The sequence below is a fragment of the Salipiger bermudensis genome (assembly GCF_019801965.1).
GTDB lineage: Bacteria > Pseudomonadota > Alphaproteobacteria > Rhodobacterales > Rhodobacteraceae > Salipiger > Salipiger bermudensis_A.
In genome coordinates this window covers 139,924-165,976 of the sequence record NZ_JAHVIA010000002.1, presented here as the reverse complement: position 1 = coordinate 165,976, position 26,053 = coordinate 139,924, and the positions used below count along the sequence as shown (strand labels likewise).

The following is a 26,053-nucleotide window of genomic DNA, read 5'->3' as shown; positions in this document are numbered from 1 at the left end:
CCGGTCATCTGGAGATCATGCTGATCTATAAAATTCTGAGGTCCGGGGAATGGGCCGCGCTGCAGGCCGAAGCCGAGACCGCCGGAGCCCCGGTGGACGTGGCCGACGGCTATATCCATTTCTCGACCCTCGAGCAGGTGCGCGAGACCGCGTCCAAGCACTTCGCCGGAGAGGAGGGGCTGTATCTTCTCGCCCTCGAGGCCGAGACGCTCGGCGACGCATTGACGTGGGAGCCCTCCCGCGGCGGGGCGCTGTTCCCGCATCTCTATGGCCCGCTGAGGCTCGAGGATGTGCGCTGGTCGCGCCCGCTTCAGCTCGGCCTCGGCGGCCACGTGTTTCCGGATGACATGACATGAGCCTGATCGAACGCGCCGGCCTCGCGGTGCTGCACCGCATCGACCCGGAGGCCGCCCATGGCCTCGCCATGATGGCGCTGAAGATGGGCCTCGCCCCTGCCCCCGGCACGCTGACCTCCGAACGGCTGCGCTGCCGGGTCGCCGGGCTGGATCTCGCCAACCCGGTGGGGCTTGCCGCCGGCTTCGACAAGAATGCCGAGGCGCTTTCCGGGCTGGCGAAATCCGGCTTCGGCTTTGTCGAGGTCGGTGCCGCCACGCCGCGCCCGCAACCCGGCAACCCCAAGCCGCGGCTGTTCCGGCTGATGCAGGAGCAGGCGGCGATCAACCGCTTCGGCTTCAACAATGACGGCATGGACGCCATTGCCGGCCGGTTGGCGCATCGCCCGCGCGACATGGTGCTGGGGCTCAATCTCGGCGCCAACAAGGACAGCGCCGACCGCGCGGCAGATTTCGCGCAGGTGCTGGCGCGCTGCGGCAAGGATCTCGATTTTGCCACGGTCAACGTGAGCTCGCCCAACACCGAGAAGCTGCGCGACCTGCAGGGTAAGGACGCGCTCTCGGCGCTGCTTGCCGGGGTGCTTGCGGCGCGCGACGAACTGGCAAAGCCGATCCCGGTCTTCCTCAAGATCGCCCCCGATCTCGACGCCGCCGGGCTCGAGGACGTGGCCGAGGTGGCGCTGGCCTCCGGCATCGACGGCATCATCGCCACCAACACCACGCTCTCGCGCGACGGGCTCAACTCGCCCTTCGCGGCGCAGGCGGGCGGGCTCTCGGGCCAGCCCTTGTTCGACAGATCCACCCGCGTTCTGGCGCGGCTGTCGCAGCTGACCGAGGGCCGCCTGCCGCTGATCGGCGTCGGCGGCGTGGGCAGCGCCGAGCAGGCCTATGCCAAGATCCGCGCCGGCGCCTCGGCGCTGCAGGTCTACACCGCGCTGGTCTTCGGCGGCATGAGCCTGGTCCCCGAGATCGTCGAGGGCCTCGACGCGCTGCTCGCCCGCGACGGCTTTTCGACGGTCGCCGAGGCTGTGGGCACCGGCCGGGAGGATTGGCTGTGATCCTCTGGCACAACCCGCGCTGCTCGAAATCCCGCGAGGCGCTGGCGCTGCTCGAGGCCAAGGGCGTCTCGCCGGAGATCCGCAAGTATCTCGAGGACGCGCCTTCCTACGAGGAGCTCAAGGCGGCGCAAACCGCGCTAGACCTGCCGGCCATCGAGATGATGCGCAGCAAGGAGCCCGCCTTCCGCGAGATGGGCCTGAGCAAGGACGCCGACGACGACACCCTGCTGCGCGCCATGGCTGCCGAGCCCCGGCTCATCGAACGCCCCCTCGCCATCGAAGGCCCCCGCGCCATCCTCGGCCGCCCCCCGGAAAGGGTGCTCGACCTTCTCTGACCGCGAACAAGACGCTCCCGTCTTCTCTGGTTCAAAAATACCTTCGGGGGTGAATTGGCGCATCGCGCCAAGAGGGGGCAGACAGCCCCCTCACGGTCTTTCCACCAGGTGCCCCGCCGGGACAGCAACGCAACACAAACGTCACGCCCCAGCCCCCCTCAGTCGTAGACCCGCGCGTCCTCGATCACCACGCCGTCGCGCGGCAGTCCGCCCGGCGGCACCAGCTCCACCGTGCCCTTGAGCTTCAGCACCTCCGCGACGGTGCCGGCGTAGGCCGCCGGGTCCGCGGCGGTGGTCTCGATGCGCACCGTGAGCACGTCCATCTCGCCCTCGCGGCTGGCCACCACCCGCGCCCGGTCGATCTCGGCGTGGCGCGCCACCAGCGCCGCCACCTGCTCGGGGCGTACGAACATGCCCTTGATCTTGGTGGTCTGGTCGGCGCGGCCCATCCAGCCCTTGATCCGCAGGTTGCTGCGCCCGCAGGGACTCTCGCCCTCGAGCACCGCGGAGAGATCGCCGGTGGCGAAGCGGATCAGCGGGTAGTCGGGGTTGAGCGTGGTCACCACGACCTCGCCAACCTCGCCCGACGCCACCGGATCGCCGGTGCCCGGCGTGACGATCTCGACGATCACCCGCTCGTCGCAGATCATCCCCTCCATCGACTCGCTCTCATAGGCCACCATGCCGAGATCCGCCGTCGCGTAGCATTGCCGGCAGGCGATGCCGCGCTCGGCGTACCAGGCGCGCAGCGACGGGAACAGCGCCCCGCCCGAGACAGCCGCCCGGGTGATCCCGAGCTCCAGCCCCATCTCGTCCGCCTTCTCGAGGATCAGCTTGAGGTAATCGGGCGTGCCGGCATAGGCGGTGACGCCGAGATCATGCGCGGCGCGGGCCTGCAGCTCGGTCTGGCCGGTGCCGGCGGGCAGCACCGCAGCCCCCACCGCGCGGGCGCCGTTCTCGAAGATCATCCCCGCCGGGGTCAGGTGATAGCCGAAGCAGTTCTGCACGATGTCGCCCTGCCCGATGCCGCAGGCATGCAGGAAGCGCCCCAGCCGCCACCAATCGTGCTCGATGCCGCCCGGCTCGTAGATCGGACCCGGCGACTGGAAGACATGGGCAAAGCCGTGCACCGGCCTGGCGGCGTAGCCGCCGAGCGGCGCCCCCGGCCCCTGCGCCGAGACCAACGCCGACTTGCGCAGCACCGGCAGCCTGGCCAGCGCCTCCCGGTCGGTGATCGCGCCCGGGTCGACCCCGGCCAGCGCCTCGGCATAGCCCGGCAGCGCCTTGGCGCGGGCGATCTGCTCCGGCAGCGCCTCGGCCAGCGCCGCGGCGCGCGCCTCCGCGCTGCGCGTCTCGAGTTCGTCGTAGTAGCTGCTCATCCGAGCCTCCCTCTCATCCCGTCCCGGATCCCGTCGCCAGCGGATAGACCGCCAGCGTCTCGTAAACCGCCCCCTCGGGCGTCAGTGTCGACCCCACCAGCCGCATCTCCGCGACCGGCTCGGGCGCCGTGTTCAGCCCCGCCAGCGGCGCCAGCGCCGCCTCGAACCGCGGCCGGTCCGCCTCGCGCAGCCCCGCGCCGAAGCGCAAGAGCGTCACGTGCGGGCGAAAGCGCTCCCGCGGGAGCGCCATTCCCGCCGCCGTCACCGCCCGCAGCGCCTCGCGCTGCAAGGCGACGAGCTCGGACGTCTTGCTCACCTCGGCGGCCAGCAGCTTGATCCGCCGCCCGCCGAAACTTGCCAGCCCCGCCAGCGCCAGCGTCACCGCCGGCAGCGCCCGAACCTCGAGCGCGAAGTGCAGCTCGCGCAACTCGGCCTCGGGCCGGTCGCCGAGGAAGGCGAGCGTCAGGTGCAGGTTCTCCTCCGGCACTGCGCGGCCGACCGGCACCGCCTCCTGCACCGCGATCAGCGGCGGCAGGAGCGGCTCCGGGATCGGCAGGGCCAGAAAGCACCGCATCTCCCTCCCTCTTCGTGATGTCTCAGCCGCGCCGGGCGCGGATCATGCCAGCCACCGCTTGCGGCGGCGGTAGGAGCGCACGTCGCGGAACGACTTGCGGCCCTCGTCGGACATGCCGAGATAGAATTCCTTCACATCCGGGTTCTCGCGCAGGTCGGCGGCGGGGCCGTCCATCACCACGCGGCCGTTCTCGAGGATGTAGCCGTAATGGGCGAAGCGCAGCGCCACGTTGGTGTTCTGTTCGGCCAGCAGGAACGACACGCCCTCGCCCTCGTTGACCGCCTTCACGATGCCGAAGATCTGCTCCACCAGCTGCGGCGCAAGGCCCATCGACGGCTCGTCGAGCAGGATGGTCTCGGGGCGCGACATCAGAGCCCGCCCGATGGCGCACATCTGCTGCTCGCCGCCCGAGGTATAGCCCGCCTGCGACTTGCGGCGCTCCTTTAGGCGCGGAAAGTAGTCGTAGACCATCTGCAGGTCGGCCTCGACCGCGCCCTTGCCGTCCTTGCGGGTGAAGGCGCCGGTCATCAGGTTTTCCTCGACGGTGAGGTGCTCGAAACAGTGCCGCCCCTCCATCACCTGGATGACGCCTTTCTTCACCAGCGCCGCCGGATCGAGATCCTGCACCCGCTCGCCGCGGTAGCTGATCGTGCCCTTGGTGACCTCGCCGCGCTCGGAATGCAGCAGGTTCGAGATCGCCTTGAGCGTTGTGGTCTTGCCCGCCCCGTTGCCGCCGAGCAGCGCCGTGATGCCGCCCTTGGGCACCGAGAGCGACACCCCCTTCAGCACGAGGATCACGTGGTTGTAGATCACCTCGATGTTGTTGACCTCGAGCAGGGTCTCGCGCGTCTGACCGGCGTCCAGCATGTCATGTTTCTCCAGTGTCGGTGTGTCAGGCGGCGAGCGTGCCGCCGCCTGACGGGTCGGTATCGGTGCGTCCGGCGGCAGCGGAAGGCCGCCGCCGGACGAGTGCGGATCACATCTCGCAGTCTTCGTTGACCGGCCACGGCGCGTTGGCCTCGGCGTATTCCTTGGCCTTGGCCATCTCGAGCTCCGAGATCGCCTCGCTGTCGGGCATGATCAGGTCGGACGCCTTGACGAACTTCGCGCCGTCCCACTCGAGGATCCAGCCACCGGAATGGCCGGTGTGGTTCGAGCAGGAGGTCGAGAACGGCGGCACCATTCCGGTCATGCCGAGCTCTTCGAGGCGCGCTTCGGTGAAGTTGAGGTTCTCGAGGCCCCAGCGCAGATCGGCGGGCGAGATCTCGGCCTTTCCGGTATGCTCCTGCGCCACCGCGATGCCCTCGGCGAGGATCGCCGAGATCACCAGACCGCGCGAGTAGAAGACGCCCTGCATCTCTTCCTCGTTCGACTGGCTCTTGCCGGCGTCGATGACGTGCTGCTTGATGTCGGCCATCACAGGCGCGTCCGGGTTCGGGAACGACCAGCTGACCGACTTGTAGCCCTTGCCGGCGTCGCCGACGATCTTCAGGTCGGCATCATGACCCGACCACCAGACGCCGAGCATATTCTCCATCGGAAACTTGGTCTTCACCGCCTCGGTGATGGCGCCCGCGTTCATCGCGCCCCAGCCCCACATGATGACGTAGTCGGGGCGCTCGCGACGGATCTGCAGCCACTGCGCCGACTGGTTCTGCATCTCCTTGAGACCGACCGGGATCGGCAGCAGCTCAAAGCCCTGCGCCTCGGCCTTCTGCTCGAGATAGGGCAGCGGCTCCTTGCCGAACGGGTGGTCGAGATGCAGGAAGGCGATCTTCTTGCCGCTCAGGTCGCCCTGATCCTGCAGGTACTTGAGGATGATCGAAGCGCCATCCCAGTAGCTCAGCGGGGTGTTGAACGCCCACTGGAACACCTTGCCGTCGGCCATCGGCGAGAAGCCGTAGCCCGGGGCGAGGATCGGGATCTCGTCGACGTTGGACTTGGGCAGCACCTGCAGGGTGATGCCGGTCGACCACGGCTGGGTCACGATGGCCTTGCCCTTGGTCTTCTCGTAGCACTCCACGCCCTTCTCGGTGGAATAGCCGGTCTCGCATTCGTCGAAGTCGATCATGACGCCGCCGATGCCGCCGTCGCGGGCATTGAGCATGTTCATGTAATCGGCCTGACCGTTCATCAGCGGAATGCCGGTGGCCGCGAAGGGGCCGGTCCGGTAGGCGAGGTTCGGGGTGTAGAGCCCCTCGGCCAGCGCGCTGGTGCCCATGAGTGCGCCCAGTGCCGCGACCGCTGCGATCCTCGTGAAAGTCTTCATCGTCAAAGTCTCCTCCCTTTTATTCGATGATCTTGCGCCGGCCCGCCCGTCAGTGCGGGAAGGGCCAGATGATGAGCTTCTCCCGGATCAGCGCCCAGAGCCGTGCAAGGCCATGCGGTTCGATGATCAGGAAGAAGATGATGAGCGAGCCCACGATCATGATGTTGAGGTGCTCGACGGTGGCCGAGCTGATCGGGATGCCCAGCGCCTCGGGCAGCGTGTTGAGCACCACCGGCAGACCCACGATCAGGATCGCGCCAAGGTAGTTGCCGAGCACCGAACCCAGGCCGCCGATGATGGCGATGAACAGAATGCGGAAGCTCAGCGGGATGTCGAAGAGGTTGGGCTCTGCCGCGCCGCGCCACATGAAGACGAAGAGCGCGCCGGCGACACCCACCACGTAGGACGACACGGCGAAGGCGGTGAGCTTCGAGCGCATCAGGTTGATGCCGATGAGCTCGGCGGCGATGTCCATGTCGCGCGTTGCCTTCCACGTCCGGCCCAAGTTGCCGCGGGTGAGGTTGATGCAGAGAAGGGTCATCAGCGTGACGATGGCGAGCACAACGTAGTACTGGGTCACCGACGAGGCCTGAGGGCCCGCAACATAGACGCCGAACATCTCGAGGTTTGGCACCTGGATCGCGCCAGAGGCGTTGTAATTGTAGAGCCAGCCCCATTTCTCGAAGAGCCAGACCAGGAAGAACTGCGCCGCCAGCGTCGCGATGGCAAGGTAGAAACCCTTGATGCGCAGGCTGGGGATGCCGAAGGCCACGCCCACCCCGGCGCTGAACACGCCCGAGAACAGGATCGCCACCACCGGGTTCAGCCACGGCATCAACGTCACCAGCTTGTAGCAGGCATAGGCGCCCACGCCCATGAAGGCCGCGGTGCCGAGCGAGAGCTGGCCGGCGTAACCGGTGAGGATGTTGAGGCCGAGTGCGGCGAGCGAATAGATCAGGATCGGGATCAGCAGCGTCTGGTAGGCGAACTCGCTCGCCATCAGCGGGAAGATCACCCAGGCGAAGGCGAGGATGACGGCGAGCAGAAACGCGTCCTGCCGCACCGGAAACAGCGCCTGATCGGCCTGGTAGCTGGTCTTGAATTGTCCGGCCGTGCGATAGAGCATCCCGGGTCCTCTCCCTTGTTGTCAGGCCGCAGGGGCCCCGTGCGGTCGGAAGATCCGCCGCAAAATCCGTCGTTACAGAGCCGCGTGTCGCGGTGTCAGAGACTGCCTTCGTGCAGCCGCAGATCCTCGTCCGGATAGGCCCGCTTGGGTGCCGGGGCATAGCCCGTCGCCTCGGTGTGCCGCACCAGCCAGAACCACGCCCAGAGCCCGAGCCCGCCGCCGATAGCGGCAAGGATCACCGCGGTGACCATCTGCCCACCGGCACCGCTGTCGGCGGTGAGCGCCAGGTACCCGAAGGCCCAGAAGCCGGCCCAGGCTGTGACGTTGAGGATCGCGATCAGCTTCGCCATCTCGTCTTCTCCCTTTCAGCGGTGCCGCCGGCTCTCCTTTCCGGCGCCACCCACCTTTCTCCTCGGAGCCTTCGAGGGGGCTCCACCCTTTCGCGGTGATCCAGTCGCGCATCGCGCCCCTCTCACCTGTCCATTGCCCGAAGGCTGGCCGGGGTCCCCGCTTGCCGGGGCTCCGCCCTTTGGCGCCTCAGACCCTCCCCCGGAGGCTCTGCCGCACCAGAGGCGCAGACCGGCGCTAGACCCTTTCGATGATGCGTTCCCCGAACAGCCCCTGCGGGCGGAACAGCAGCACGATCAGCGCGAGCACGAAGGCGAACCAGGTCTCGGTATTGCCACCGAGCAGCGGCTGGCCCCAGTAGATCTCGAACAGCTTCTCGAGCATCCCGATCATCAGGCCACCCACGATGGCCCCGGTGATCGATTCGAGTCCACCCAGCATCAGCACCGGCAGCGCCTTGTAGGCGATCACCTCGAGGGCAAAGCTGACGCCTGCCCGCGCGCCCCAGGCGATGCCCGTGACCAGCGCGATGATGCCGGCGATGAACCAGACCAGAACCCAGATCTGCTGCAGCGAGATGCCCACCGAGAGCGCCGCCTGGTGATCGTCGCCCAGCGCCCGGATCGCCCGGCCCATGCGGGTCTTGTTGAGGAAGGCCAGCAGCGCCACGACCAGCAGCGCCGCCACAATGACAGCGGTGATGTCCTTCTGCTCGAGGATCAGCAGACCGCCCCAGGGCTCGAGCACCACGCTGTCGGTCGGGATGCCCAGCTCCTCGGTGATCATCACCTTGTTCTCGCCGCCGAAGATGATCTCCCCGAGGCCGATCAGGAACAGGGTGATGCCGATGGTGGCCATGAACAGGATGATGTCGGGCTGGCCCACCAGCGGGCGCAGCACCACCCGCTCGATGGTCACCGCGAGGCCGAACATCACCGCCAGCGTCAGCAGCACGCAGATCCACGCCGGCACGCCCATCGCGTGCAGCCCGACGAGGGTCAGCGCGGCGAACACCACCATGATGCCCTGCGCGAAGTTGAAGATCCGGCTCGAGCGGAAGATCAGCACGAAGCCGAGCGCGATCAGCGCGTAGAGGATGCCTGAGACCAGCCCCTCCCACAGCACCTGCAGCAGGAAGTCGGGCGCGGAGAACATGTCCACGAAAGGCTTGATGAAGATGTCGTTCAGCATGTCTTTCCGTTCCTCAATGCGCCACGCCGAGATAGGCGTCGATCACGTCCTGGTTCTGACGCACCTCGTCGGGCGGGCCGTCGCCGATCTTCTTGCCGTAATCCATGACGACCACCCGGTCGCTCAGGTCCATCACCACGCCCATGTCGTGCTCGATCAGGCAGATCGTGGTGCCGAACTCGTCATTCACGTCGAGGATGAAGCGCGACATGTCTTCCTTCTCCTCGACATTCATCCCCGCCATCGGCTCGTCGAGCAACAGGATGCTGGGCTCGGCAGCCAGCGCGCGGGCCAGCTCGACGCGCTTCTTCAGGCCGTAGGGCAGGCGCCCGACCGGCGTCTTGCGGATCGACTGGATCTCGAGGAAGTCGATCACCTTCTCGACGACCTCTCGGTTGGCGATCTCCTCGTCGCGGGCCTTGCCCCACCACAGCGCCTGGCTCGCGATGCCGGCCTTCATGTGGGTGAGCCGCCCGGTCATCACGTTGTCGAGCACCGACATGCCCTCGAACAGCGCGATGTTCTGGAAGGTGCGGGCCACGCCCATGCGCGCCACCTCGTAGGGCTTCATCGGCGGGCGCTTCGAGCCCTTGTACCAAAGCTCGCCCTCGGAGGGGGTGTAGAAGCCCGAGATGATGTTGAGCATCGACGACTTGCCGGCGCCATTAGGGCCGATGATGGCCCGGATCTCGCCCTCGCGGATGTCGAAGGAGATGTCCTTGATCGCCACCACGCCGCCGAAGCGCAGGGTGATGTTGCGAAGCTCCATCAGCACCCCGCCGATTTGCCGCCCGTCCGCGGTCACGTAGCCTTCGCTGTCCTTCACGGCCGCCTGCCTTTCGTCCTTCGTCCAGTGTGTCTGTTCGGTCCCGTCCATCATGCCAGCCCCTCTCGGCGGGTGCGCCGGTCAGCGGGATGGCGGGCGGGGCGAGTTGCGCAGCAAGAGCGCCGTCCAGCCGTCCCGGTCATTCCGCCGCCATCGCGCGCGGCGCCGCCGGCACCGTCTTCGCGTCCATGATCGCGAGCGTGGCCTTGATCTTGCCCTTGCGCCCGTCCTCGTAGGTCACTTCCGTCTCGGTGTAGATGCTGTCCGAGCCGTCATAGAGCGCCGTCACCAGGTCGTGGAACTTCTCGGCGATGATCTTGCGCCGCACCTTGCGGGTGCGGGTCAGCTCGCCATCGTCGGCGTCGAGCTCCTTGTGCAGCACCAGGAAACGGTGGATCTGGCAGCCCGAGAGCATCTCGTCCTCGGCGACGCTGGCATTGACCTCCTCGACATGCCCCCGGATCGTCTCGAGCACCTGGGGGTGCCCGGCCAGCTCCTGGTAGGAGGCATAGGCGATGTTGTTGCGCTCGGCCCAGTTGCCGACCGCCGTCAGGTCGATGTTGATGAAGGCGGTGCAGCGGTCCTTGCCCGCCCCGAAGACCACCGCCTCGAGGATGTTGGGGAAGAACTTGAGCTTGTTCTCGACATACTTGGGCGCGAAGAGCGCGCCGTCGGCCATCTTGCCCACGTCCTTGGCGCGGTCGATGATGCGCAGGTGGCCGGTGCCCTCCTCGAAGAAGCCCGCATCGCCGGTGGCGACCCAGCCCTCGGGATCCTTGGTGTCGGCGGTGCTCTCGGCGTTCTTGTAGTATTCCACGAACACGCCGGGCGAGCGGTAGAACACCTCGCCATTCTCGGCGATGCGGATCTCGACCCCGGGCGAGGGCACGCCGACGGTGTCGGGCCGCACCTCGTTGTCGGGCTGCTGGGTGATGAAGACCGAGGCCTCGGTCTGGCCGTAGAGCTGCTTGAGGTTGATGCCGAGCGCCCGGTAGAAATCGAAGATCTCCGGCCCGATCGCCTCGCCGGCGGTGTAGCCCACGCGCACGTTGGAAAAGCCCAGCGCGTTCTTCAGCGGCCCGTAGACCAGCCCCGAGCCCAGCGCGTATTTCAGCCGGTCCAGCATCCCGACGGGCTTGCCGTCGAGGATCTTGGGCCCGACCTCGCGGGCATGGGCCATGAAGTGGTGGAACATCTTCCGCTTCATCCCACCCGCGTCTTCCATCCGGATCATGATCTGGGTGAGCTGGGTCTCGAACACCCGCGGCGGCGCGAAATAGTAGGACGGCGCGATCTCGCGGAGGTCCGTCATCATGGTCTCGGCGCTCTCGGGGCAGTTGACGCAGAAGCCGGTCCAGTAGGCCTGCCCGATCGAGAAAATGAAATCGCCGACCCAGGCCATCGGCAGGTAGGCGAGCACTTCCTCGCCCGGCCCCAGCTTGTCGAACTCGGCCGAGTTCTTGGCGGTCTCGATGATGTTGCGGTTCGACAGCACCACGCCCTTTGGCTTGCCGGTGGTGCCCGAGGTGTAGAGCATCACGCAGGTGTCGTCGTAGCCCAGGCTCTCGCGGCGCGCGGTCAGCTCGCCGATGAACTCGTCATAGGCAGCGCGGCCCTGGTTCTGGATGTGCGAATATTCGTGCAGCCGTCGGTGATCGTATTTCCGCATGCCCCGCGGATCGACATAGATCATGTGCTCGAACTGGTGCAGGTCGTCCTGGATGTCGATGACCTTGTCGACCTGCTCCTGGTCGGCAGCGATGACGAAGCGGGCGCCGCAATGCTGGAGCGCGTATTCCATCTCTTCCGCCGCCGCGTCCTGATAGAGCGGCACCGGCACCGCGCCGCACATCTGCGCCGCGACCATCGACCAATAGAGCGTCGGCCGGTTGCGGCCGATCACCGCGACATGGTCGCCGCGCTCGACGCCGAGATTGAGCAGGCCAAGTGCGAAGGCCTCGATCTCGGTCTCGGCCTCGGACCAGCTCCAGCTCTGCCAGATGCCGAACTCCTTCTCGCGATAGGCCGGACGGCCCGCGAACCGCGTGGCGTTGCGCTGCAACAGAGCCGGAATCGAGCGCAGACCTTCCGCGCCCTCGGACATGTAAGCCAAGTTGTTTCCTCCCAATGCGCCCGGCTCCTCTTCCGGGCGTCGACCCCGCCTTTGCGAAGTCCGACGCGTCTCCCGCGCGCCTGGCCTCATTAAGGGTCAGGGCGAGGCTGATGGTCAATCATTTCGTGATGATTTCCGGAATCTTACGAATTGTAACAGGTGGGGAAGAGAGATGTGACGGTGGCGTCGCACAACCTGCCCGGCGTTGCACCTGGGGACAGGGTCGCAGGGGGCGCTGCCCCCTCTGCGGCAGAGCCGCATTCACCCCCGAGGTATTTTTGAACCAAAGAAGACAGGGGCGCCTCGCGAGGGGACGTTGCGTCGGTTCGGCTTTTGCGGGGCGACGGGGAGTGCTAGCCATGAGCGCGGGAGGCGGGAGGCGTCATGAGCAAGGATGCACTGACACAGGCGGGGCTGAACCTGATCCAGCAGGCGCTGTCGATCTATGACAGCGAGCTGCGGCTGGCGGTGTGCAACCGCCGCTTTGCCGAGATGTTCGATCTGCCGAAGCGGCTCACCGACGAAGGCGCTCGGTTTGAGGACACCATCCGGCATCTCGTCGAGCGCGGCGAGTATGGCCAGGTTGAGGATGTCGAGGGCTTCATCGCGGTGCGGGTGCAGCAGGCCCGCGCCTTCGAGCCGCATTACATGGAGCGTACCCGCGCCAACGGGCGCACCATCTCGGTCGAGGGCTCGCCGCTGCCGCAGGGCGGCTGGGTGACGGTCTATACCGACATCACCGGGATGAAGCGGCAGGAGCAGCTCCTGCGCACCCGCTCGGAGCTGCTCTCGGAGGAGGTGCTGCGGCGCTCCGAGGAGGTCTCCGCCAGCAACCGCGAGCTGGAGGCCACCAACGCCGCCCTGCAGGAGGCGCGGCGCGAGCTCACCGAGATCGAGGCCCGCACCCGGCTCACCACCGAGATGATGCCGGCGCACCTGGCGCGGGTCGATGCGGCGGGGCGCTACACGTTTTCCAACCGGCGGCTGTCGTCGGTGATGCCGGGGCGGCCGTCGGAAATCCTCGGGCTGCACGTGTCGGAAGCGCTGGGACCGGCCTACCAGAAGGTGCGACCGCATCTCGAGCGCGCGCTCGGCGGGGCGCAGAGCATCTTCGAGTTCACCGATGAGGGCTCGTCGCGGCGCATCCGGGCAGTTTTCACCCCCGATCCGAGTGAGGCCGGCGTCTATATCCTGAGCCATGACGTCACCGAGGAAACCCAGGCACGGGCAGCGCTGCAGCAGACCAAGCGGCGCGAGCTGGCGGCGCAGCTGACCTCGGGGCTGGCGCATGATTTCTCGAACCTGTTGACCATCATCCTCGGCATGCAGGCCAAGCTTGCGCGCCTGGTCGAGGGGGCCGAGGCCGAGGAACTGATCACCGCCACCCTGCAGGCGGCGCGGCGCGGCGGCGACCTGCTCAACCGCATCGCCGACATCACCAGCCACCGCGCCTGGCGGCCCGAGCCGGTGGCGCTGGCGCGCTTCCTGCGCGGTCTCGAAACGCTGGCGCGACCGTCGCTGCCCGAGGCGCTTTCGCTGCGCATCCTGCAGGAGGCCGAAGGCGCCTTCCTGATCGATCCGGGGATGCTGCAGGACGCGGCGCTGAACCTCGTTCTCAACGCCGCCGATGCCTGTGGCGGGGCCGGCGAGATCCTCGTCACCGCGCGCACCGTGCAGGACACCTGGCTCGAGCTTGCGGTCTCCGATACCGGCCCGGGCTTCAGCCGCGAGGCGCTGGCGCGCGGGCTCGACCCGTTCTTCACCACCAAGGGCGGCGAGGGCTCGGGGCTGGGGCTCGCGATGGTCTATGACATGGTCAAGCTGGCGGGCGGCGAGGTGAAGCTCGGCAACGGCGCGCGCGGCGCCTGCGTGACCCTGCGGCTGCCGCTGCGCCGGCCCGAGACGCAGCCGATGGCCGGGCTGGCGCTTCTGGTCGAGGACAGCCCCGAGCTGCGCGCGCAGGTGCGCGAAATGCTCACCGGGATCGGCCACAGCGTGGTCGAGGCGAGCTCGGTGGAGGAAGCCTGCGCGCTGGCCGAGGGGCTCGAGATCGATCTCGTGCTGTCGGACATCTCGCTCGAGGGGGCGCTGCCAGGCAGCGCCCTGCCCGGGCTGCTGCCGGACCTGCCGGTGCGGCTGATGACCTCGCTGCCGCCCGACGACCCGCTGCATGTCGCGGCGCGGCAGGCGGCCCCGGTGCTGGCCAAGCCGTTTTCGGAAGACGAGCTGCGCGCCTTTCTCGGCCACCGGAGGGATGCCGCATGAGCGCGCCTCTGGTCTTCATCCTCGACGACGAGCCGGCGATCCGCACCATCCTGTCGGAGGCGCTGACCGAGTCCGGCTTCCGCACCCTGAGCTTCGCTCGCGCCACCGAGTTCGAGGCGGCGCTGAAGCGGGCGACGCCGGATGTCTGCCTCGTCGATCTCGGCCTGCCCGACCGCGACGGGCTGACGCTGGTGCATCGTCTGGCGCTGGAGCAGGGCGCGACGGTGATCATCATCTCCGGCCGTGCGCAGGTGCAGGACCGGGTGACCGGGCTCGAGCTCGGGGCCGATGACTACATCATCAAGCCCTTCGATCCGGCCGAGGTGGTGGCGCGGATCCGGGCGCGGCTGCGCGGCCCGCGCGCCGCTCCGCGCCAGAGCGAGCGCGCGCGGTTCAACGGCTGGACCGCACATTTCGACCGCTACGCACTGGAGGACGAGGCCGGTGGCGAGACGCCGTTTTCCCACGCCGAGGGCGAGGTGCTGCGGCTGTTCCTCGACAGCCCCAAGCGGCTGATCACCCGGGCGCAGATGCAGGAGAGCCTCGGCGGCGCGGCGGGCGAGAGCTTTGACCGGGCGATGGACGTGCGGATCTCGCGGCTGCGCACCAAGCTGCGGGAGGATCCGAAAAACCCGCGGCTGATCAAAACGATCTACGGCGCCGGGTATATCTTCCTCGGCGACGTGGAATGGGTGTGAGCGCGGGGAAGGTTAGACGGCTCTCGCAGGAGCATCGGGTTTGCCGCCGGTCCGGGACCTCTTTCACGGCGGGCTGAGGGCTTCGCGGAGACGCTGACGCCTGCAGCTCGCATGCCGGGCATATCGGGGAAGGTGGTGGCGGGCAGAGGTGACCCCCATCAGAATCCAAGCGCCGCCTTAGAACCCAAGCCCCGCCTTCAGCGCCGGCAGCACCGCTGCTGCGAGCACGCCCACGAGCACCCCTGCAAGCACTCGCAGGACCGGGCCGCCGATCCTCGGACCGGCCCAGCACAGCAGCCCGCAGATGATGGCGTAATAGACGAGACTGACCAAATCCATGCTTCCGCTCCTGCGCGCTTCTCCAGCCTAGCACAGCGAACCCGAAACTCGACAACCCTCATAGTCAAAGGTTAGCGCAAGCCACCTAGACCTATTCTGAGTTACCCAAACGGCCGCTAGGGAGCGCCAAAGCTGCTTTGCCCAAATCTATTCTCACGATGCCAACGGAGATTCTCCGGGTGCGGCCAATTCTTTTGGTCATCAGGAAGTGTCAGCCTTTGACTAGGTTGGATCAGACGCTGCACGACTTCACTCGGAACTTTATTGTGAGAAACCAGAATGCGATGTTCCTCAGGGTCGATCGAAATCAGCCCACGATCAAACATCCAATGCAGTGTTCCGGAGAGCGCCAAACCATTCCTCACACTGTCACTCCCGCCTTCTTCAACGGGGCGAATATGTGCGGCCTGGACCTCCGGTCTCCCGCCGCCGTTCCGAAGGAGCAACCCCGAGATCGCGCAGCGGTAGCCATAGGCTTCACGCACCTTGCGACGGAACGCTACGTCGCGATACGGACGGCGGGTCAGGCGCTCAACGACAGGTCTTTGAAATGGTGTTTGAGCGTCGTCCATCTCCGCAGGATGAAGAGAATAACGCTGCGCCTCGATTTCCTCGAGCTGCGCTGGCAAACCCAAATCGACGATTCGGGCAAAATCGCCCTCGGAAATATCTCGAACGGCAAGCTGCTGCGCGCCTCCCTTCTTGGGAAAACCATTCTCGTCCGCCAAACTCGCCTCTAATGGGCGCCCATCAATCAATCTAGGGACATCCTCATCAAATGGCAAAAAGCTACCTTTCTCAATTAAAGCGAGATAGCGACCGTCCTGTCCTGGCTTCGGGATGACCCTTTCAACCTTGGCCACCGCAAAATACCCGCGCGCGCCAGCCTTTACAGGCTCGTAGTAAAGGACCCAGTCACCTATCGCCCGGGTCATTGTCTTCAGGTATGATCTGGGGAAGTCATATTTGACGTCGGGCTCATCTTCATAGATCGAGTCTGATCGGTGCAAGAGAACTACTTTTCCCATGCGGCTCATTCAATGCATCAGAAATTAAAATACTCAAGAGAATTGGCAATGCGGATTGGAATCACGCGTCGCCCGGCTCCTCCGAGAGCAGCTTCATCAGCTCGCCCTTCATCTGCTCCAACTCGTCGCGATAGCGCGAGGGGGCGAGGCTGCTCAAGGCGGCGTCGAATTCGGCCAGAAGCTGCGCCTCGGCGTCCTCGACGGCGCTCATCATGTCGTCGTCGATCTCCTCGAAGAGCGAGCGCAGCGACACCGAGGTTCGGTTGACCGCCGCACGCACCCCGCCCGAGCGGTCCGGCTCGCCGCCAAGCGCCGTGATCGTCGCGGTGATGCGGTCGCATTGCTCCGCGTGCAGGCCGCGGAACTTCAGCGCCACGTGGCGGAAATCAGGCTCGGCCTTCTCGGCCATTTCCTCGAACCAGGCATGGGTCTCCGCGCTGCGCGAGAGCAGGTCCTGAAGCGTCGAGAGCTGGTCCGCGGTCGCGGTGATGGGCTGGGGGTCGGTCATTGCTATGTCCTCCGGAGACAAGCCGAAAACGCGCGAGGATGCGCCGGGTTCCCACCTAGCCCAGCGCCGAGACCGCGCGGGCGAGGGTGTTGAGTCCGGTCACCAGATCAGCCTCGTCGGTATCCTCTGCAAAGTCGTGGCTGATGCCGCCGATCGAGGGCACGAAGAGCATCGAAACCGGCATCAAGCGCGCCACGTTGGTGGCGTCGTGCAGCGCGCCCGAGGGCATCACCCGCCAGCTGTCCGGCGCCTCGGCCGCGGCGGCCGTCTCGAGCGCCGCGCGCAGGCCCGGGTCCATCGTCACCGGGTCAAGCCCCAGCATCGGGCCGAACTCCAGCCCCATGCCATGCGTCGCGGCGATCTCGGCGGCGGTGTCGCGGATTATGGTTTCCATCCGCGCCAGCCGCTCGGCATCACCGTCGCGCCATTGCACGGAGAAGCGCGCCCGGCCGGGCACGATGGAGGGCGCGTTGGGATGCAGGGCGACATGGCCGATGGTCCAGACGGTCTGCGGCGTCACAACGTTGGCGAAGCGCTCGCGCAGCGCGGCGTTGAAGCCCGAGAGCGCCTGGAAGGCATCGCGGCGCAGGTGCATCGGCGTGGTGCCGGCATGGTTCTGCTGGCCGGTGAAGCTCACATGCATGTCGCGGATGCCGACGATGGCATCGACCACCCCGATCTTCTCGCCGCTGGTGTCGAGCACCGGCCCCTGCTCGATATGCATCTCGATATAGCCCGAGAAGCGCGTCGGATCGACGAACGCCCCGCGCCGGTCTCCGAAGCGGGCACGGGCCTCGGCGAAACTGACGCCTTGCGGATCATGCAGCGCGTCGGCGCCTTCGAGCGTCTGGTTGCCGCCCCAGACCGAGCTGCCGGTGGTGACGCCGAAGCGCCCCTCCTCGTCGGCGAAGGACACCGCCGAGACCGGAGGCCCGCCGGCGTCCTGCGCGGCGCGGGCGATCTCCAGCGCCGCGATCACGCCCAGCGCGCCGTCGAGCCAGCCGCCCTCGGGCTGGCTGTCGGAATGCGAGCCCATCAGCAGTGAGCGGCCCTCCGCGAGCCCGAAGAGCGAGCCCACCGGATCGAACTGCGGCACCAGCCCCGCCTCGGACATGCGCTCCGCGAGCCAATCGCGCGCCGCGATGTCCTCGTCGGAGAAGCCGGGGCGCGTCACCCCCTTGCCGACACCGGATGCACCGAAGCGGCGCAGGGCGTGAAGGTCCTCGAGGAAACGCTTGGGATCGACGGGCAGCATGGCAGCACTCCTTTCGGGGCGGACCCTGCGGACGGCGCGGCGCGATGTCAAACCCCGGCCCGGGATTTCCGCCTCTCAGGCGAGGATTGTCTCAAGCGCGGCGCGCAGCGCGCCGGGGACGGGCGTCGGGCGGGTATCGCGGTCGACGGCGACCTGGATGAAGAATCCCTCGACGCAGGCGATCTCGTCATCCTCGCGGAAAATGCCGACCTCGTAGCGCACCGAGCTGTTTCCGAGCTTGCCCACCCGCAGACCGGCGTGGAGCTGCTCGGGAAAGCGCGCCTCGGAATGGTAGGTCGCACCGCTCTCGACCACGAGGTAGCGCAGATCCGCATCGGCTCCGAGGTCGATGCCCTGCCCGATCTGCCAGAGCGCCACCACCGTATCGATATACTTCAGGTAGGTGACGTTGTTGACGTGGCCGTAGAGATCGTTGTCGTCCCAGCGGGTCTGGATCGGGAAGAAGGCGCGATACTCATCGCGGCGGGAAGGGGCTTTGCGGGTCATCCGGATCTCAGGGCTCTGAACGCCGCCGAGGCGCCCCAGCCCGCGGCGATGGCGATCACCAGGGCGAGCAGGCCGTAGAGCGGCGGCTGGTTGCGGGAGAGGTTGTAGAGCCAGCGCTCGAGCCCGACCTTGCCGACCTCGAGCTCGGAGCTGTACTGCGACACCACCCGGCCACCGCGCGTCAGCAGCACGCGGACCGTGTAGGTGCCCTCGACGATGTTGGCGGGCATCGAGATCTGGGTGTCGAACAGGGTGGATTCGTTGAACGACACGGTCACCGGGCGCTGCTGGTAGAGGGCGCGGCTCTCGCGCAGGCGGATCAGCGCCTCGGTGAAGCTCTGCGAATCGGTGATGTTCATCGGCGCGCCGACCGAGCGGATGGCACGGTTGACCGAGACCTTGTGGCGCAGGTCCTCGACCTCGGAGATCACCTCCGACCATGGGCCGGAGGTGGCCACCGCGTAGAACGAGGGCGCGGCGTCGATCTCGACCGCGTCGGTATTGACCCAGATGCCGAAGCGCCGGGCCTTGCGCCACACGGTGACCGGCGTCACCGGGCCGGAAACGGTCACGATGACCTCGAGCGGCGGATCGGTGCGGATCGCTGTCTCGCGCTTGACCGCACCGAAGATCAGGATCTCCGAGCCGTCGAAATCGGCGGTGATTGAGACCCGGTCCTTGCTGAGCCCCATGACGACCTCCTCGGCCCGGGCCGGCAGGGCGGTGATCGCCAGGAGCAGGAGCAGCAGACGAATCATTGCGCCCCCAGCTCGTAGAGATCGGCCGGCGTCAGGAACAGGTCGAGCGCCAGCTTGCCGCAGACCAGCAGCACGAGGGAGGCCAGCAGGATGCGCAACTGCTCGGCCTTGAGGCGGGTGCCGAAGGCGGTACCGAACTGCGCGCCGATGACGCCGCCGATCAGCAGCACCAGCGCCAGCAGGATGTCGACGGTATAGTTGGTGACCGCGTGCAGCATGGTGGTGAAGGCGGTGACGAAGATGATCTGGAACAGCGAGGTGCCGACCACCACCTTGGTGGGCATCCCCAGCAGGTAAATCATCGCGGGCACCATGATGAAGCCGCCACCCACGCCCATGATCGCCGACAGAACCCCCACCGACAGCCCGACCATCACCGGCGGGATCGCCGAGATGTAGAGCCCGGAGGTGCGGAAGCGCATCTTCAGCGGCAGCCCGTGCACCCAGCCGTGATGGCGCCGCTTCGGCGGGCCGCCCCGCTTCGAGCGTCTGAGCGCCCGCAGGCTCTCGAAGAACATCAGCGAGCCGATGATACCAAGGAAGACGACGTAGCAGATCCGCACCAGCAGATCGACCTGGCCAACCTGCTTGAGCAGGTTGAAGACGTAGACCCCGAGCGCCGCGCCGACGAGGCCGCCAGCCAGAAGAACCGTGCCCATGCGCAGATCGACGGTCTTGCGCTTGAGATGCGCCAGCACCCCGGAAACCGAACTCGCGACGATCTGGTTGGCCCCTGTGGCCACCGCCACGGCGGGCGGAATGCCCATGAAGAACAGCAGCGGCGTGATCAGGAAGCCGCCTCCCACGCCGAACATGCCCGACAAGACGCCGACCAGCCCACCGAGGCCGAAGAGCAGGAAGACGTTGACCGAAACCTCGGCGATGGGGAGGTAGATCTGCATGATCCATCTTTGAAACCGACGCCCCGATTTGGCAAGCGCCCGGGCGGTGCCGCGGGCCGATCAGGGCGCGGGCGTGCTTGCGCTGCCGATTTTCTGCCGGGCGGGCTCAGGCGGTGGCGCGGGGGCCGAGGCCGCGGATCAGCAGCCACAGGCAGAAGGCCGTCTCGGCGAGCACCGGCAGCAGGTAGGCCGGCGCGAAGGGACCGGCCAGCGGCGGGGCGAGGAACAGGAGCGCGCTGCCGAGGAAATAGACCATGCCCGCCGCCGCGATCAGCCAGCCCAGCAGCTTCGGGACAAAGCCCGAGACCACCAGCAGCCAGCCGGTGAGCAGGCTGTTCACCCCGAAGAACACCAGCCCGAGATCATAGCCGTGGCCGTGCAGCTCGAGCGCCAGCAACGCCGCCTCCGGCGCGCCGTCGCCCTGCAGGATCAGCAGCGCGCCGTATTGGAACAGCAGCGACATGGCGATCAGGCCTGCCTGCACCAGCCGGAACACCATCGCCATCAGTGCCAATGCGGCACTGACCGGCCGCAGGAGCAGATAGAGCAGCACCGCGAGCGCCACGTCGGCCAGCGCCATCACCGTGTCGGCGGCGAGGCTGAGCCGCAGCGTGCCGGGACTGGCAAGGATGGCTGTCGCGGTGGCCACGGCATCGCTGGGGATGATCAGGCTGCCGCGCAGGGCGAGCTCGCTGGTGAGACCGAGCAGGATGATCAGCAGGTAGAGCGCGCCGGCGAGGCGCGCGGCGGCCATCGGGTTGGCAAGCGGTGTCGGGGTTGTCACGGTCCGGGGTCCTCGTGGCGGCACATCTCGCCGCGACCCTAGCCGCTCCGCGCGCAGCCGCAAAGCTCAGCGCAGGCGCACCCCTTCGAGAAAGACCCGAATCGCGCGGCGACGACGAATTTGTTTGTCCTCCCGCGGCAGGCACGGGTCGGGATGGCGCTCGTGCGGGTTCAGCAGGTCGTGCAGCACCTCGCCCATCACCATGTCGACAAGCAGCTCCGCCGCCTCGGTTGCTGCCATCTCGTGCAGGGTCACCTCGCCGGCCTGCGCGGCGCAGGCAAGCTCGGCCGAGATATAGCCGATCAACGCGCCGCGGCCTTCGGCATCCCACTGGCGCGCGATGCCGGGATGGATCGGCGCTTCCGCGATCACCGCGCGCAGCACCTCGACAGCGCCCTGTTCGAACTGAGGAATTTCGTTCAGCGTCAGTAGCTTGTCGAGGCGATCGGAGAGCGGCAGGCCGCGCTCATCGGACTCCAGCGGGCGAAAGATGCGCCGCCCGATCCGGGCGAAGGTGGCGCCCAGCAGCTCCTCGCGGCTGGCGAAGATGGTGTAGAGCGTGCGCTTCGACATTCCCACCTTGCGCGCGATACCCGACATGCTGATGTCCTCGAGCCGGCAGTGCGTCAACAGCTCGCCGACCGCGTCGAGCACCATCGCCTCGCGAGTCTCGTGATCGATCTGCACCGGGCGGCCGCGGCGCCTTGGCGAAACCGCCCCGGTCTGTGATGATTGATCTGGCACTGCACATCTCCTGTGCCGCAACGCAGAGAAAAATCCCCTTCCCCCGGCGCGGCGCGCTTTACAAAACTACACAGTTTCCATATCGCCATTCAAGACCGTTCCGCTTTCCAGCGGCCTTTTGCCTTCTTTGGAGTGCCCCTATGCTCAGAGGACTTACCCGCAACCTGCGCCTTGCCACCGTCGCGCTGGTCACGGCCGCTGCCACCCTGCCCGCCGCCGCGCAACAGGGCGGCGAGCGCCCGCCGCAGCCGGTGACCGTGGTGACGCTCGAGGCGTCCGACGTGACGCTCACCTCGACCCTGCCGGGCCGTGTCGCCGCCTCCGGCGTCGCCCAGGTCCGTCCGCAGGTCAACGGCATCATCACCGAGCGCCTGTTCGAGGAAGGCGCCGAGGTCGAGCAGGGCCAGGCGCTCTACCGCATCGACCCGGCGGTCTACGAGGCCACCATGGCCGCCGCCGAGGCGTCGCTAGCGCAGGCCGAGGCCACGCTCAGCTCGGCCCAGCGCGATGCCGACCGCCAGGAAGAGCTGCGCCAACGCAACGTCGCCAGCCAGCAGAACCTCGACGATGCCTTCGCCGCGCGCGACGTGGCCGAGGCCGCGGTCAAGGTGGCGCAGGCCAACCTGCTCTCCGCCGAGATCGACCTCGAGCGCACCACCATCCGCGCCCCGATCAGCGGCTCCGCCGGCCTCAGCGAGGTGACCAAGGGCGCGCTGGTGACCTCCGGCCAGTCAACCGCGCTGACCACCATCCGCCAGCTCGACCCGATCTATGTCGACGTGACCCAGTCCGCCGCCGAGATGCTGCGCTGGCGCCGTTCCGGCATGGATGTCGAGGGCGATGGCAACGGCCTCGTGGCGCTGACCCTGGCCGATGGCGAGACCTACGAGCATACCGGCCGCCTCGCCGCCGCCGAGCCCTATGTCAACGAGCAGACCGGCGTGATCGTGCTGCGCCTCGAGTTCCCCAACCCCGATCAGTTCCTGCTGCCGGGCATGTACGTACAGGTCGAGATGCCGCAGGGCATCGTCGAGAACGCCATCCTCGCGCCGCAGGAAGGCGTCACCCGCGACCGCCGGGGCCGTCCGATGGCGATGGTGGTCAACGCCGAGAACGCCGTCGAGACCCGCCAACTCACCGTGCAGCGCGATCAGGGCAACCACTGGGTCGTGACCGACGGTCTCGCCCCGGGCGACCGCATCATCGTGGCCGGCCTGCAGAAGGTCTCCGAAGGCATGACCGTGTCGCCGCAGGAGCGCGCCGCCGACGCGGGCGAGGAGGCTGCGGGAGCGGCCGAGGAGCCCGCTGCCGAAGACGCCGCCGAGACCGCCACCGAATAAGCCGCGCCGCGAGCGCCAGGAGTCCCTTATGGCCCGTTTCTTCATCGACCGTCCGGTCTTTGCATGGGTGATCTCGATCCTCATCATGGGCATCGGCGTGCTGTCGCTGCTCACCCTGCCCATCGCGCAGTATCCCCAGATCGCACCCCCCTCTGTGCGGGTGAGCGCGCAATATCCCGGCGCCTCGGCGCAGACCGTGGCCAATACCGTCACCCAGATCATCGAACAGCAGATGACCGGGCTCGACGGCATGCGCTATATGTCGTCCTCCTCGACCTCCGCCGGCACCGCCTCGATCACCCTGACCTTCGAGTCGGGCACCGATCCCGACGTGGCGCAGGTCCAGGTGCAGAACAAGCTCAGCCAGGCCACCGCGCTTCTGCCCGAGACGGTGCAGCGGCAGGGCGTTACCGTCGAGAAGGCCTCGTCGTCCTTCTTCATGGTGATCGGCCTGATCTCCGAGGATGGCAGGCTCGAGCAGGCCGACCTATCGGACTACCTCAACTCCAACCTCGTCGATGAGTTCGCCCGCATCGAGGGCGTCGGCGGGGCGCAGGTCTTCGGCGCGCAATACGCCATGCGGATCTGGCTAGATCCCTCTAAGCTCGCCGCCTTCGAGATGACGCCATCGGACGTGGTCAGCGCGGTCTCGGCGCAGAACGCCCAGATCTCCGCCGGCTCCTTCGGCACCCTGCCCGCCCCCGAAGGCCAGCAGCTCAACGCCACCATCACCGCGCAGTCGCTGCTCTCCACCCCGGAGGACTTCCGCAACATCGTGCTGCGCACCGAGACCAATGGCGGCCTCGTGCTGCTGCAGGACGTGGCCGAGGTCGAGATCGGGGCGGAAAACTACTCCACCATCGCGCGCTACAACGGCCAACCCTCCTCAGGCATGGCGCTGCAGCTCGCCTCCGGCGCCAACGCGCTCGACACGTCCGAGCGGGTGAAGCAGCGGATCGAGGAGTATTCCGAGTTCTTCCCCGAGGGCGTGGGCTACGTCATTCCCTACGACACCACCCCGTTCATCGAGATCTCGATCCACGAGGTGCAGAAGACCCTGATCGAAGCCATCGTGCTGGTGTTCTTCGTGATGCTGCTGTTCCTGCAGAACCTGCGGGCGACGCTGATCCCGACGCTTGCCGTCCCGGTCGTCATCCTCGGAACCTTCGGCATCCTTGCGGTGGCGGGCTTCACCATCAACACCCTGACCATGCTCGCCATGGTGCTGGCCATCGGCCTGCTGGTCGACGACGCCATCGTGGTGGTGGAGAACGTCGAACGCATCATGGAGGAAGAGGGGCTCTCCCCGCGCGAGGCGACGCGCAAGTCGATGGGCCAGATCACCGGCGCCCTGATCGGCATCGCGCTGGTGCTCTCGGCGGTGTTCGTGCCGATGGCCTTCTTCCCGGGCTCGACCGGCGTGATCTACCGGCAGTTCTCGATCACCATCGTCTCGGCCATGGCGCTGTCGGTGCTGGTGGCGCTGACCCTGACCCCGGCACTCTGCGCCACGCTGCTCAAGTCGAAGGACGTGCAGCACACCAAGCGCGGGCCCTTCGGCTGGTTCAACAAGGGCTTCGACAAGACCGCCGACGGCTACCGCGGCACCGTGAGCTACCTGATCAAGCGCCCGCTGCGCATCATGCTTGTCTATCTCGCCCTTGCTGGCGGCATGGTCTACCTGTTCAACAACACCCCAACCGGCTTCCTGCCCGACGAGGACCAGGGCATCCTGATGGTGCTGGTGCAGGGTCCGACCGGGGCCACTGCCGAGCGCACGCTCGACGTGATCGAACAGGTCGAGACGCATTTCCGCGAAAACGAGGCGGACACGGTCGAGTCGGTGTTCGGCGTGGTCGGCTTCTCCTTCGCCGGTCAGGGCCAGAACATGGGCCTCGCCTTCGTGCGACTGAAGGATTGGGAGGAACGCCCGGACCCGAGCCAGAGCGTGCAGGCGGTCGCGGGCCGCGCCTTCCCCGCCTTCATGGGCATCCAGGACGCGCAGGTCTTCCCGATCGTGCCGCCCTCGGTGATCGAGCTCGGCAACGTCTCGGGCTTCGATTTCTACCTGCAGGCGCAGGCCGGCCAGACCCATGAACAGCTTCTCAACGCGCGCAACCAGCTGCTGGGCATGGCCTCGCAAAGCGAGCTGATCGGCTCCGTCCGCCCCTCGGGTCTCGAGGACGCGGCGCAGTTCAACCTCGACATCGACTGGCGCGCCGCCGGTGCCGTGGGGGTCTCGCCCACCGATGTCGGCAACATCCTGTCGATCGCCTGGGCCGGCCAGTATGTGAACGACTTCAACGACAACGGCCGCATCAAGCGGGTCTACGTGCAGGGCGATGCCGACAGCCGCGCCACGCCGTCGGACCTGCAGAAATGGCGGGTGCGCAACGCCAATGGCGATCTCGTGCCCTTCGCCAACTTCACCTCCGAGGACTGGGCCTACGGCCCGCAGGGCCTGAGCCGCTACAACGGCATCCCCTCGATGCAGATCCAGGGCGAGCCGGCCGCCGGCGTGACCTCGGGCGAGGCGATGGCCGAGATGGAGCGCCTCGTGTCGCAGCTGCCACCGGGCTATGCCATCGCCTGGACCGGCCTGTCACTGGAAGAGCGGGACTCCGGTGGCCAGGCACCGCTGCTCTACGCCCTGTCGCTGGCGGCGATCTTCCTCTGCCTCGCAGCGCTCTACGAGAGCTGGACGATCCCGTTCTCGGTGATGTTGGCGATGCCGATCGGCGTTCTGGGCACCATGGGCGCGGCCTACTGGTTCGGCTTCGAGAACGGCGTGTTCTTCCAGGTCGGCCTGCTGACGGTCATCGGCCTCACCGGCAAGAACGCCATCCTCATCGTCGAGTTCGCCCGCGAACGCTACGAGGCCGGCGAGGAACTCCTGGCGGCGGTGGCCGAGGCGGCGAAGCAGCGCTTCCGCCCGATCATCATGACCTCGCTGGCCTTCTCGCTGGGCGTGGTGCCGCTGGTGCTGTCTTCCGGCGCCGGCGCCGGCGGCCGCACCGCGGTCGGCTCGGCGGTGCTCGGCGGGACCATCACCGGCACCGTGCTGGGGGTGATCTTCGTGCCGCTGTTCTTCGTCGTGGTGCAGCGCATCTTCGGCCGCAAGAAAGCCAAGGAGCTGGCGCGCCAGAAGGCCGAGACGGCCTGACACCCACGCCCCTATAGCCTGATCAAGAGACGCGCCGCCCTCCCCGGGCGGCGCGTTTTTCGTTGCGCTTCAAAGAGTCTTCGTCCGCCCTCTGGACAGGCCGGAGGATGGCCCCATATCACATTCAGCAAAACAAATGTAATCGAAGCGCGAAAGCTCGCGCTGACCGCACGACAGGACGGAAAGGACC

At 67.2% G+C, this 26,053-nt stretch carries 25 protein-coding genes; 7 read left to right on the top strand and 18 right to left on the bottom strand.

Features of this window, described 5'->3' with window-relative positions; translation table 11 throughout:
• The first annotated feature begins 17 nt into the window (after nucleotides 1-17).
• From KUV62_RS04720 to arsC, 3 genes are read left to right on the top strand one after another with little or no spacing between them, the layout of a single operon-like run.
• Nucleotides 18-356 carry a DUF952 domain-containing protein gene (locus tag KUV62_RS04720; protein WP_222602528.1) on the top strand — a complete coding sequence of 113 codons (339 nt, stop codon included), beginning with the start codon at nucleotides 18-20 and terminating at the stop codon, nucleotides 354-356.
• Complete coding sequence (locus KUV62_RS04715) at nucleotides 353-1,411, top strand: quinone-dependent dihydroorotate dehydrogenase (RefSeq protein WP_222602527.1); 1,059 nt, start codon at nucleotides 353-355, stop codon at nucleotides 1,409-1,411. The genes KUV62_RS04720 and KUV62_RS04715 overlap by 4 nt, the downstream gene beginning before the upstream one ends.
• Entirely contained in the window at nucleotides 1,408-1,746 is a 339-nt protein-coding gene (gene arsC, locus KUV62_RS04710; protein WP_222602526.1) for an arsenate reductase (glutaredoxin), read from the top strand. Before KUV62_RS04715 ends, arsC begins: the two co-directional genes overlap by 4 nt.
• 158 nt (nucleotides 1,747-1,904) lie before the next feature.
• Here the strand turns inward: arsC and KUV62_RS04705 are convergent, their stop codons facing one another.
• From KUV62_RS04705 to KUV62_RS04665, 9 genes are all read right to left on the bottom strand, one after another.
• The gene (locus tag KUV62_RS04705) at nucleotides 1,905-3,125 is read right to left on the bottom strand and encodes a phenylacetate--CoA ligase family protein (protein WP_222602525.1); all 1,221 of its coding nucleotides are present in this window, start codon (nucleotides 3,123-3,125) and stop codon (nucleotides 1,905-1,907) included.
• A 13-nt stretch (nucleotides 3,126-3,138) separates the two neighbouring features.
• Entirely contained in the window at nucleotides 3,139-3,699 is a 561-nt protein-coding gene (gene thpR / locus KUV62_RS04700) for an RNA 2',3'-cyclic phosphodiesterase (RefSeq protein ID WP_222602524.1), read from the bottom strand.
• Between the two features lie 42 nt (nucleotides 3,700-3,741).
• A complete protein-coding gene (locus tag KUV62_RS04695) occupies nucleotides 3,742-4,566 on the bottom strand; it encodes an ABC transporter ATP-binding protein (protein ID WP_222602523.1) in 825 nt (274 codons plus the stop codon).
• A gap of 109 nt (nucleotides 4,567-4,675) precedes the next feature.
• Complete coding sequence (locus KUV62_RS04690; RefSeq protein ID WP_222602522.1) at nucleotides 4,676-5,968, bottom strand: ABC transporter substrate-binding protein; 1,293 nt, start codon at nucleotides 5,966-5,968, stop codon at nucleotides 4,676-4,678.
• Nucleotides 5,969-6,017: 49 nt separating this feature from the next.
• A complete protein-coding gene (locus tag KUV62_RS04685; protein ID WP_222602521.1) occupies nucleotides 6,018-7,094 on the bottom strand; it encodes a branched-chain amino acid ABC transporter permease in 1,077 nt (358 codons plus the stop codon).
• A 95-nt stretch (nucleotides 7,095-7,189) separates the two neighbouring features.
• Nucleotides 7,190-7,444, bottom strand: a complete 255-nt coding sequence (locus tag KUV62_RS04680) for a hypothetical protein (RefSeq protein WP_222602520.1) — start codon at nucleotides 7,442-7,444, stop codon at nucleotides 7,190-7,192.
• A 235-nt stretch (nucleotides 7,445-7,679) separates the two neighbouring features.
• The gene (locus KUV62_RS04675; protein ID WP_222602519.1) at nucleotides 7,680-8,633 is read right to left on the bottom strand and encodes a branched-chain amino acid ABC transporter permease; all 954 of its coding nucleotides are present in this window, start codon (nucleotides 8,631-8,633) and stop codon (nucleotides 7,680-7,682) included.
• Between the two features lie 13 nt (nucleotides 8,634-8,646).
• Entirely contained in the window at nucleotides 8,647-9,510 is an 864-nt protein-coding gene (locus KUV62_RS04670; protein ID WP_222602963.1) for an ABC transporter ATP-binding protein, read from the bottom strand.
• Between the two features lie 88 nt (nucleotides 9,511-9,598).
• Nucleotides 9,599-11,563: an AMP-binding protein gene (locus KUV62_RS04665; RefSeq protein WP_222602962.1), complete on the bottom strand. Its 1,965-nt coding sequence runs from the start codon at nucleotides 11,561-11,563 to the stop codon at nucleotides 9,599-9,601.
• A 393-nt stretch (nucleotides 11,564-11,956) separates the two neighbouring features.
• Here KUV62_RS04665 and KUV62_RS04660 point away from each other — a divergent pair, with 393 nt between their 5' ends.
• Nucleotides 11,957-13,837 carry a PAS-domain containing protein gene (locus KUV62_RS04660; protein WP_222602518.1) on the top strand — a complete coding sequence of 627 codons (1,881 nt, stop codon included), beginning with the start codon at nucleotides 11,957-11,959 and terminating at the stop codon, nucleotides 13,835-13,837.
• On the top strand, nucleotides 13,834-14,535 hold the full coding sequence (locus tag KUV62_RS04655; protein ID WP_222602517.1) for a response regulator transcription factor: 702 nt from the start codon (nucleotides 13,834-13,836) through the stop codon (nucleotides 14,533-14,535). Before KUV62_RS04660 ends, KUV62_RS04655 begins: the two co-directional genes overlap by 4 nt.
• A 177-nt stretch (nucleotides 14,536-14,712) precedes the next feature.
• Here KUV62_RS04655 and KUV62_RS04650 read toward each other — a convergent pair whose 3' ends face one another.
• The 9 genes from KUV62_RS04650 to KUV62_RS04610 form a co-directional block, all read right to left on the bottom strand.
• The gene (locus KUV62_RS04650) at nucleotides 14,713-14,874 is read right to left on the bottom strand and encodes a hypothetical protein (RefSeq protein WP_222602516.1); all 162 of its coding nucleotides are present in this window, start codon (nucleotides 14,872-14,874) and stop codon (nucleotides 14,713-14,715) included.
• Nucleotides 14,875-14,990: 116 nt separating this feature from the next.
• On the bottom strand, nucleotides 14,991-15,911 hold the full coding sequence (locus tag KUV62_RS04645; RefSeq protein ID WP_261395317.1) for an HNH endonuclease: 921 nt from the start codon (nucleotides 15,909-15,911) through the stop codon (nucleotides 14,991-14,993).
• 52 nt (nucleotides 15,912-15,963) lie between these two features.
• Nucleotides 15,964-16,410 carry a DUF2383 domain-containing protein gene (locus KUV62_RS04640; RefSeq protein ID WP_222602515.1) on the bottom strand — a complete coding sequence of 149 codons (447 nt, stop codon included), beginning with the start codon at nucleotides 16,408-16,410 and terminating at the stop codon, nucleotides 15,964-15,966.
• 55 nt (nucleotides 16,411-16,465) lie between these two features.
• Nucleotides 16,466-17,665 carry a hydantoinase/carbamoylase family amidase gene (locus KUV62_RS04635; RefSeq protein ID WP_222602514.1) on the bottom strand — a complete coding sequence of 400 codons (1,200 nt, stop codon included), beginning with the start codon at nucleotides 17,663-17,665 and terminating at the stop codon, nucleotides 16,466-16,468.
• Between the two features lie 75 nt (nucleotides 17,666-17,740).
• Nucleotides 17,741-18,172: an acyl-CoA thioesterase gene (locus KUV62_RS04630; protein WP_222602513.1), complete on the bottom strand. Its 432-nt coding sequence runs from the start codon at nucleotides 18,170-18,172 to the stop codon at nucleotides 17,741-17,743.
• Nucleotides 18,169-18,930 (bottom strand): TIGR02186 family protein, encoded by a 762-nt coding sequence (locus KUV62_RS04625; protein WP_222602512.1) that lies wholly within the window; start codon nucleotides 18,928-18,930, stop codon nucleotides 18,169-18,171. Before KUV62_RS04625 ends, KUV62_RS04630 begins: the two co-directional genes overlap by 4 nt.
• Nucleotides 18,927-19,832, bottom strand: coding sequence for a sulfite exporter TauE/SafE family protein (locus KUV62_RS04620; protein WP_222602511.1), 906 nt, complete (start codon nucleotides 19,830-19,832; stop codon nucleotides 18,927-18,929). The genes KUV62_RS04625 and KUV62_RS04620 overlap by 4 nt, the downstream gene beginning before the upstream one ends.
• A gap of 106 nt (nucleotides 19,833-19,938) precedes the next feature.
• Entirely contained in the window at nucleotides 19,939-20,616 is a 678-nt protein-coding gene (locus KUV62_RS04615) for a DUF4386 domain-containing protein (RefSeq protein WP_315901560.1), read from the bottom strand.
• Nucleotides 20,617-20,682: 66 nt separating this feature from the next.
• Nucleotides 20,683-21,273, bottom strand: coding sequence for a TetR/AcrR family transcriptional regulator (locus tag KUV62_RS04610; RefSeq protein WP_261395315.1), 591 nt, complete (start codon nucleotides 21,271-21,273; stop codon nucleotides 20,683-20,685).
• Between the two features lie 227 nt (nucleotides 21,274-21,500).
• Here KUV62_RS04610 and KUV62_RS04605 point away from each other — a divergent pair, with 227 nt between their 5' ends.
• Together KUV62_RS04605 and KUV62_RS04600 are read left to right on the top strand one after the other, a co-directional pair.
• A complete protein-coding gene (locus KUV62_RS04605) occupies nucleotides 21,501-22,700 on the top strand; it encodes an efflux RND transporter periplasmic adaptor subunit (protein WP_222602510.1) in 1,200 nt (399 codons plus the stop codon).
• Nucleotides 22,701-22,728: 28 nt separating this feature from the next.
• Nucleotides 22,729-25,863 (top strand): efflux RND transporter permease subunit, encoded by a 3,135-nt coding sequence (locus KUV62_RS04600; protein WP_222602509.1) that lies wholly within the window; start codon nucleotides 22,729-22,731, stop codon nucleotides 25,861-25,863.
• Nucleotides 25,864-26,053 lie beyond the last annotated feature (190 nt).

Coding starts and splice junctions, on each gene's coding strand:
- KUV62_RS04600 (WP_222602509.1), top strand. CDS start 22,729: ATGGCCCGTTTCTTCATCGACCGTCCGGTCTTTGCATGGGTGATCTCG.
- KUV62_RS04640 (WP_222602515.1), bottom strand. CDS start 16,410: ATGACCGACCCCCAGCCCATCACCGCGACCGCGGACCAGCTCTCGACG.
- KUV62_RS04705 (WP_222602525.1), bottom strand. CDS start 3,125: ATGAGCAGCTACTACGACGAACTCGAGACGCGCAGCGCGGAGGCGCGC.
- KUV62_RS04680 (WP_222602520.1), bottom strand. CDS start 7,444: ATGGCGAAGCTGATCGCGATCCTCAACGTCACAGCCTGGGCCGGCTTC.
- KUV62_RS04685 (WP_222602521.1), bottom strand. CDS start 7,094: ATGCTCTATCGCACGGCCGGACAATTCAAGACCAGCTACCAGGCCGAT.
- KUV62_RS04645 (WP_261395317.1), bottom strand. CDS start 15,911: ATGAGCCGCATGGGAAAAGTAGTTCTCTTGCACCGATCAGACTCGATC.
- KUV62_RS04610 (WP_261395315.1), bottom strand. CDS start 21,273: ATGGTGCTCGACGCGGTCGGCGAGCTGTTGACGCACTGCCGGCTCGAG.
- KUV62_RS04695 (WP_222602523.1), bottom strand. CDS start 4,566: ATGCTGGACGCCGGTCAGACGCGCGAGACCCTGCTCGAGGTCAACAAC.
- KUV62_RS04625 (WP_222602512.1), bottom strand. CDS start 18,930: ATGATTCGTCTGCTGCTCCTGCTCCTGGCGATCACCGCCCTGCCGGCC.
- KUV62_RS04605 (WP_222602510.1), top strand. CDS start 21,501: ATGCTCAGAGGACTTACCCGCAACCTGCGCCTTGCCACCGTCGCGCTG.
- KUV62_RS04630 (WP_222602513.1), bottom strand. CDS start 18,172: ATGACCCGCAAAGCCCCTTCCCGCCGCGATGAGTATCGCGCCTTCTTC.
- thpR (WP_222602524.1), bottom strand. CDS start 3,699: ATGCGGTGCTTTCTGGCCCTGCCGATCCCGGAGCCGCTCCTGCCGCCG.
- KUV62_RS04655 (WP_222602517.1), top strand. CDS start 13,834: ATGAGCGCGCCTCTGGTCTTCATCCTCGACGACGAGCCGGCGATCCGC.
- KUV62_RS04620 (WP_222602511.1), bottom strand. CDS start 19,832: ATGCAGATCTACCTCCCCATCGCCGAGGTTTCGGTCAACGTCTTCCTG.
- KUV62_RS04715 (WP_222602527.1), top strand. CDS start 353: ATGAGCCTGATCGAACGCGCCGGCCTCGCGGTGCTGCACCGCATCGAC.
- KUV62_RS04650 (WP_222602516.1), bottom strand. CDS start 14,874: ATGGATTTGGTCAGTCTCGTCTATTACGCCATCATCTGCGGGCTGCTG.
- KUV62_RS04670 (WP_222602963.1), bottom strand. CDS start 9,510: ATGGACGGGACCGAACAGACACACTGGACGAAGGACGAAAGGCAGGCG.
- KUV62_RS04675 (WP_222602519.1), bottom strand. CDS start 8,633: ATGCTGAACGACATCTTCATCAAGCCTTTCGTGGACATGTTCTCCGCG.
- KUV62_RS04720 (WP_222602528.1), top strand. CDS start 18: ATGCTGATCTATAAAATTCTGAGGTCCGGGGAATGGGCCGCGCTGCAG.
- KUV62_RS04690 (WP_222602522.1), bottom strand. CDS start 5,968: ATGAAGACTTTCACGAGGATCGCAGCGGTCGCGGCACTGGGCGCACTC.
- KUV62_RS04665 (WP_222602962.1), bottom strand. CDS start 11,563: ATGTCCGAGGGCGCGGAAGGTCTGCGCTCGATTCCGGCTCTGTTGCAG.
- KUV62_RS04660 (WP_222602518.1), top strand. CDS start 11,957: ATGAGCAAGGATGCACTGACACAGGCGGGGCTGAACCTGATCCAGCAG.
- KUV62_RS04635 (WP_222602514.1), bottom strand. CDS start 17,665: ATGCTGCCCGTCGATCCCAAGCGTTTCCTCGAGGACCTTCACGCCCTG.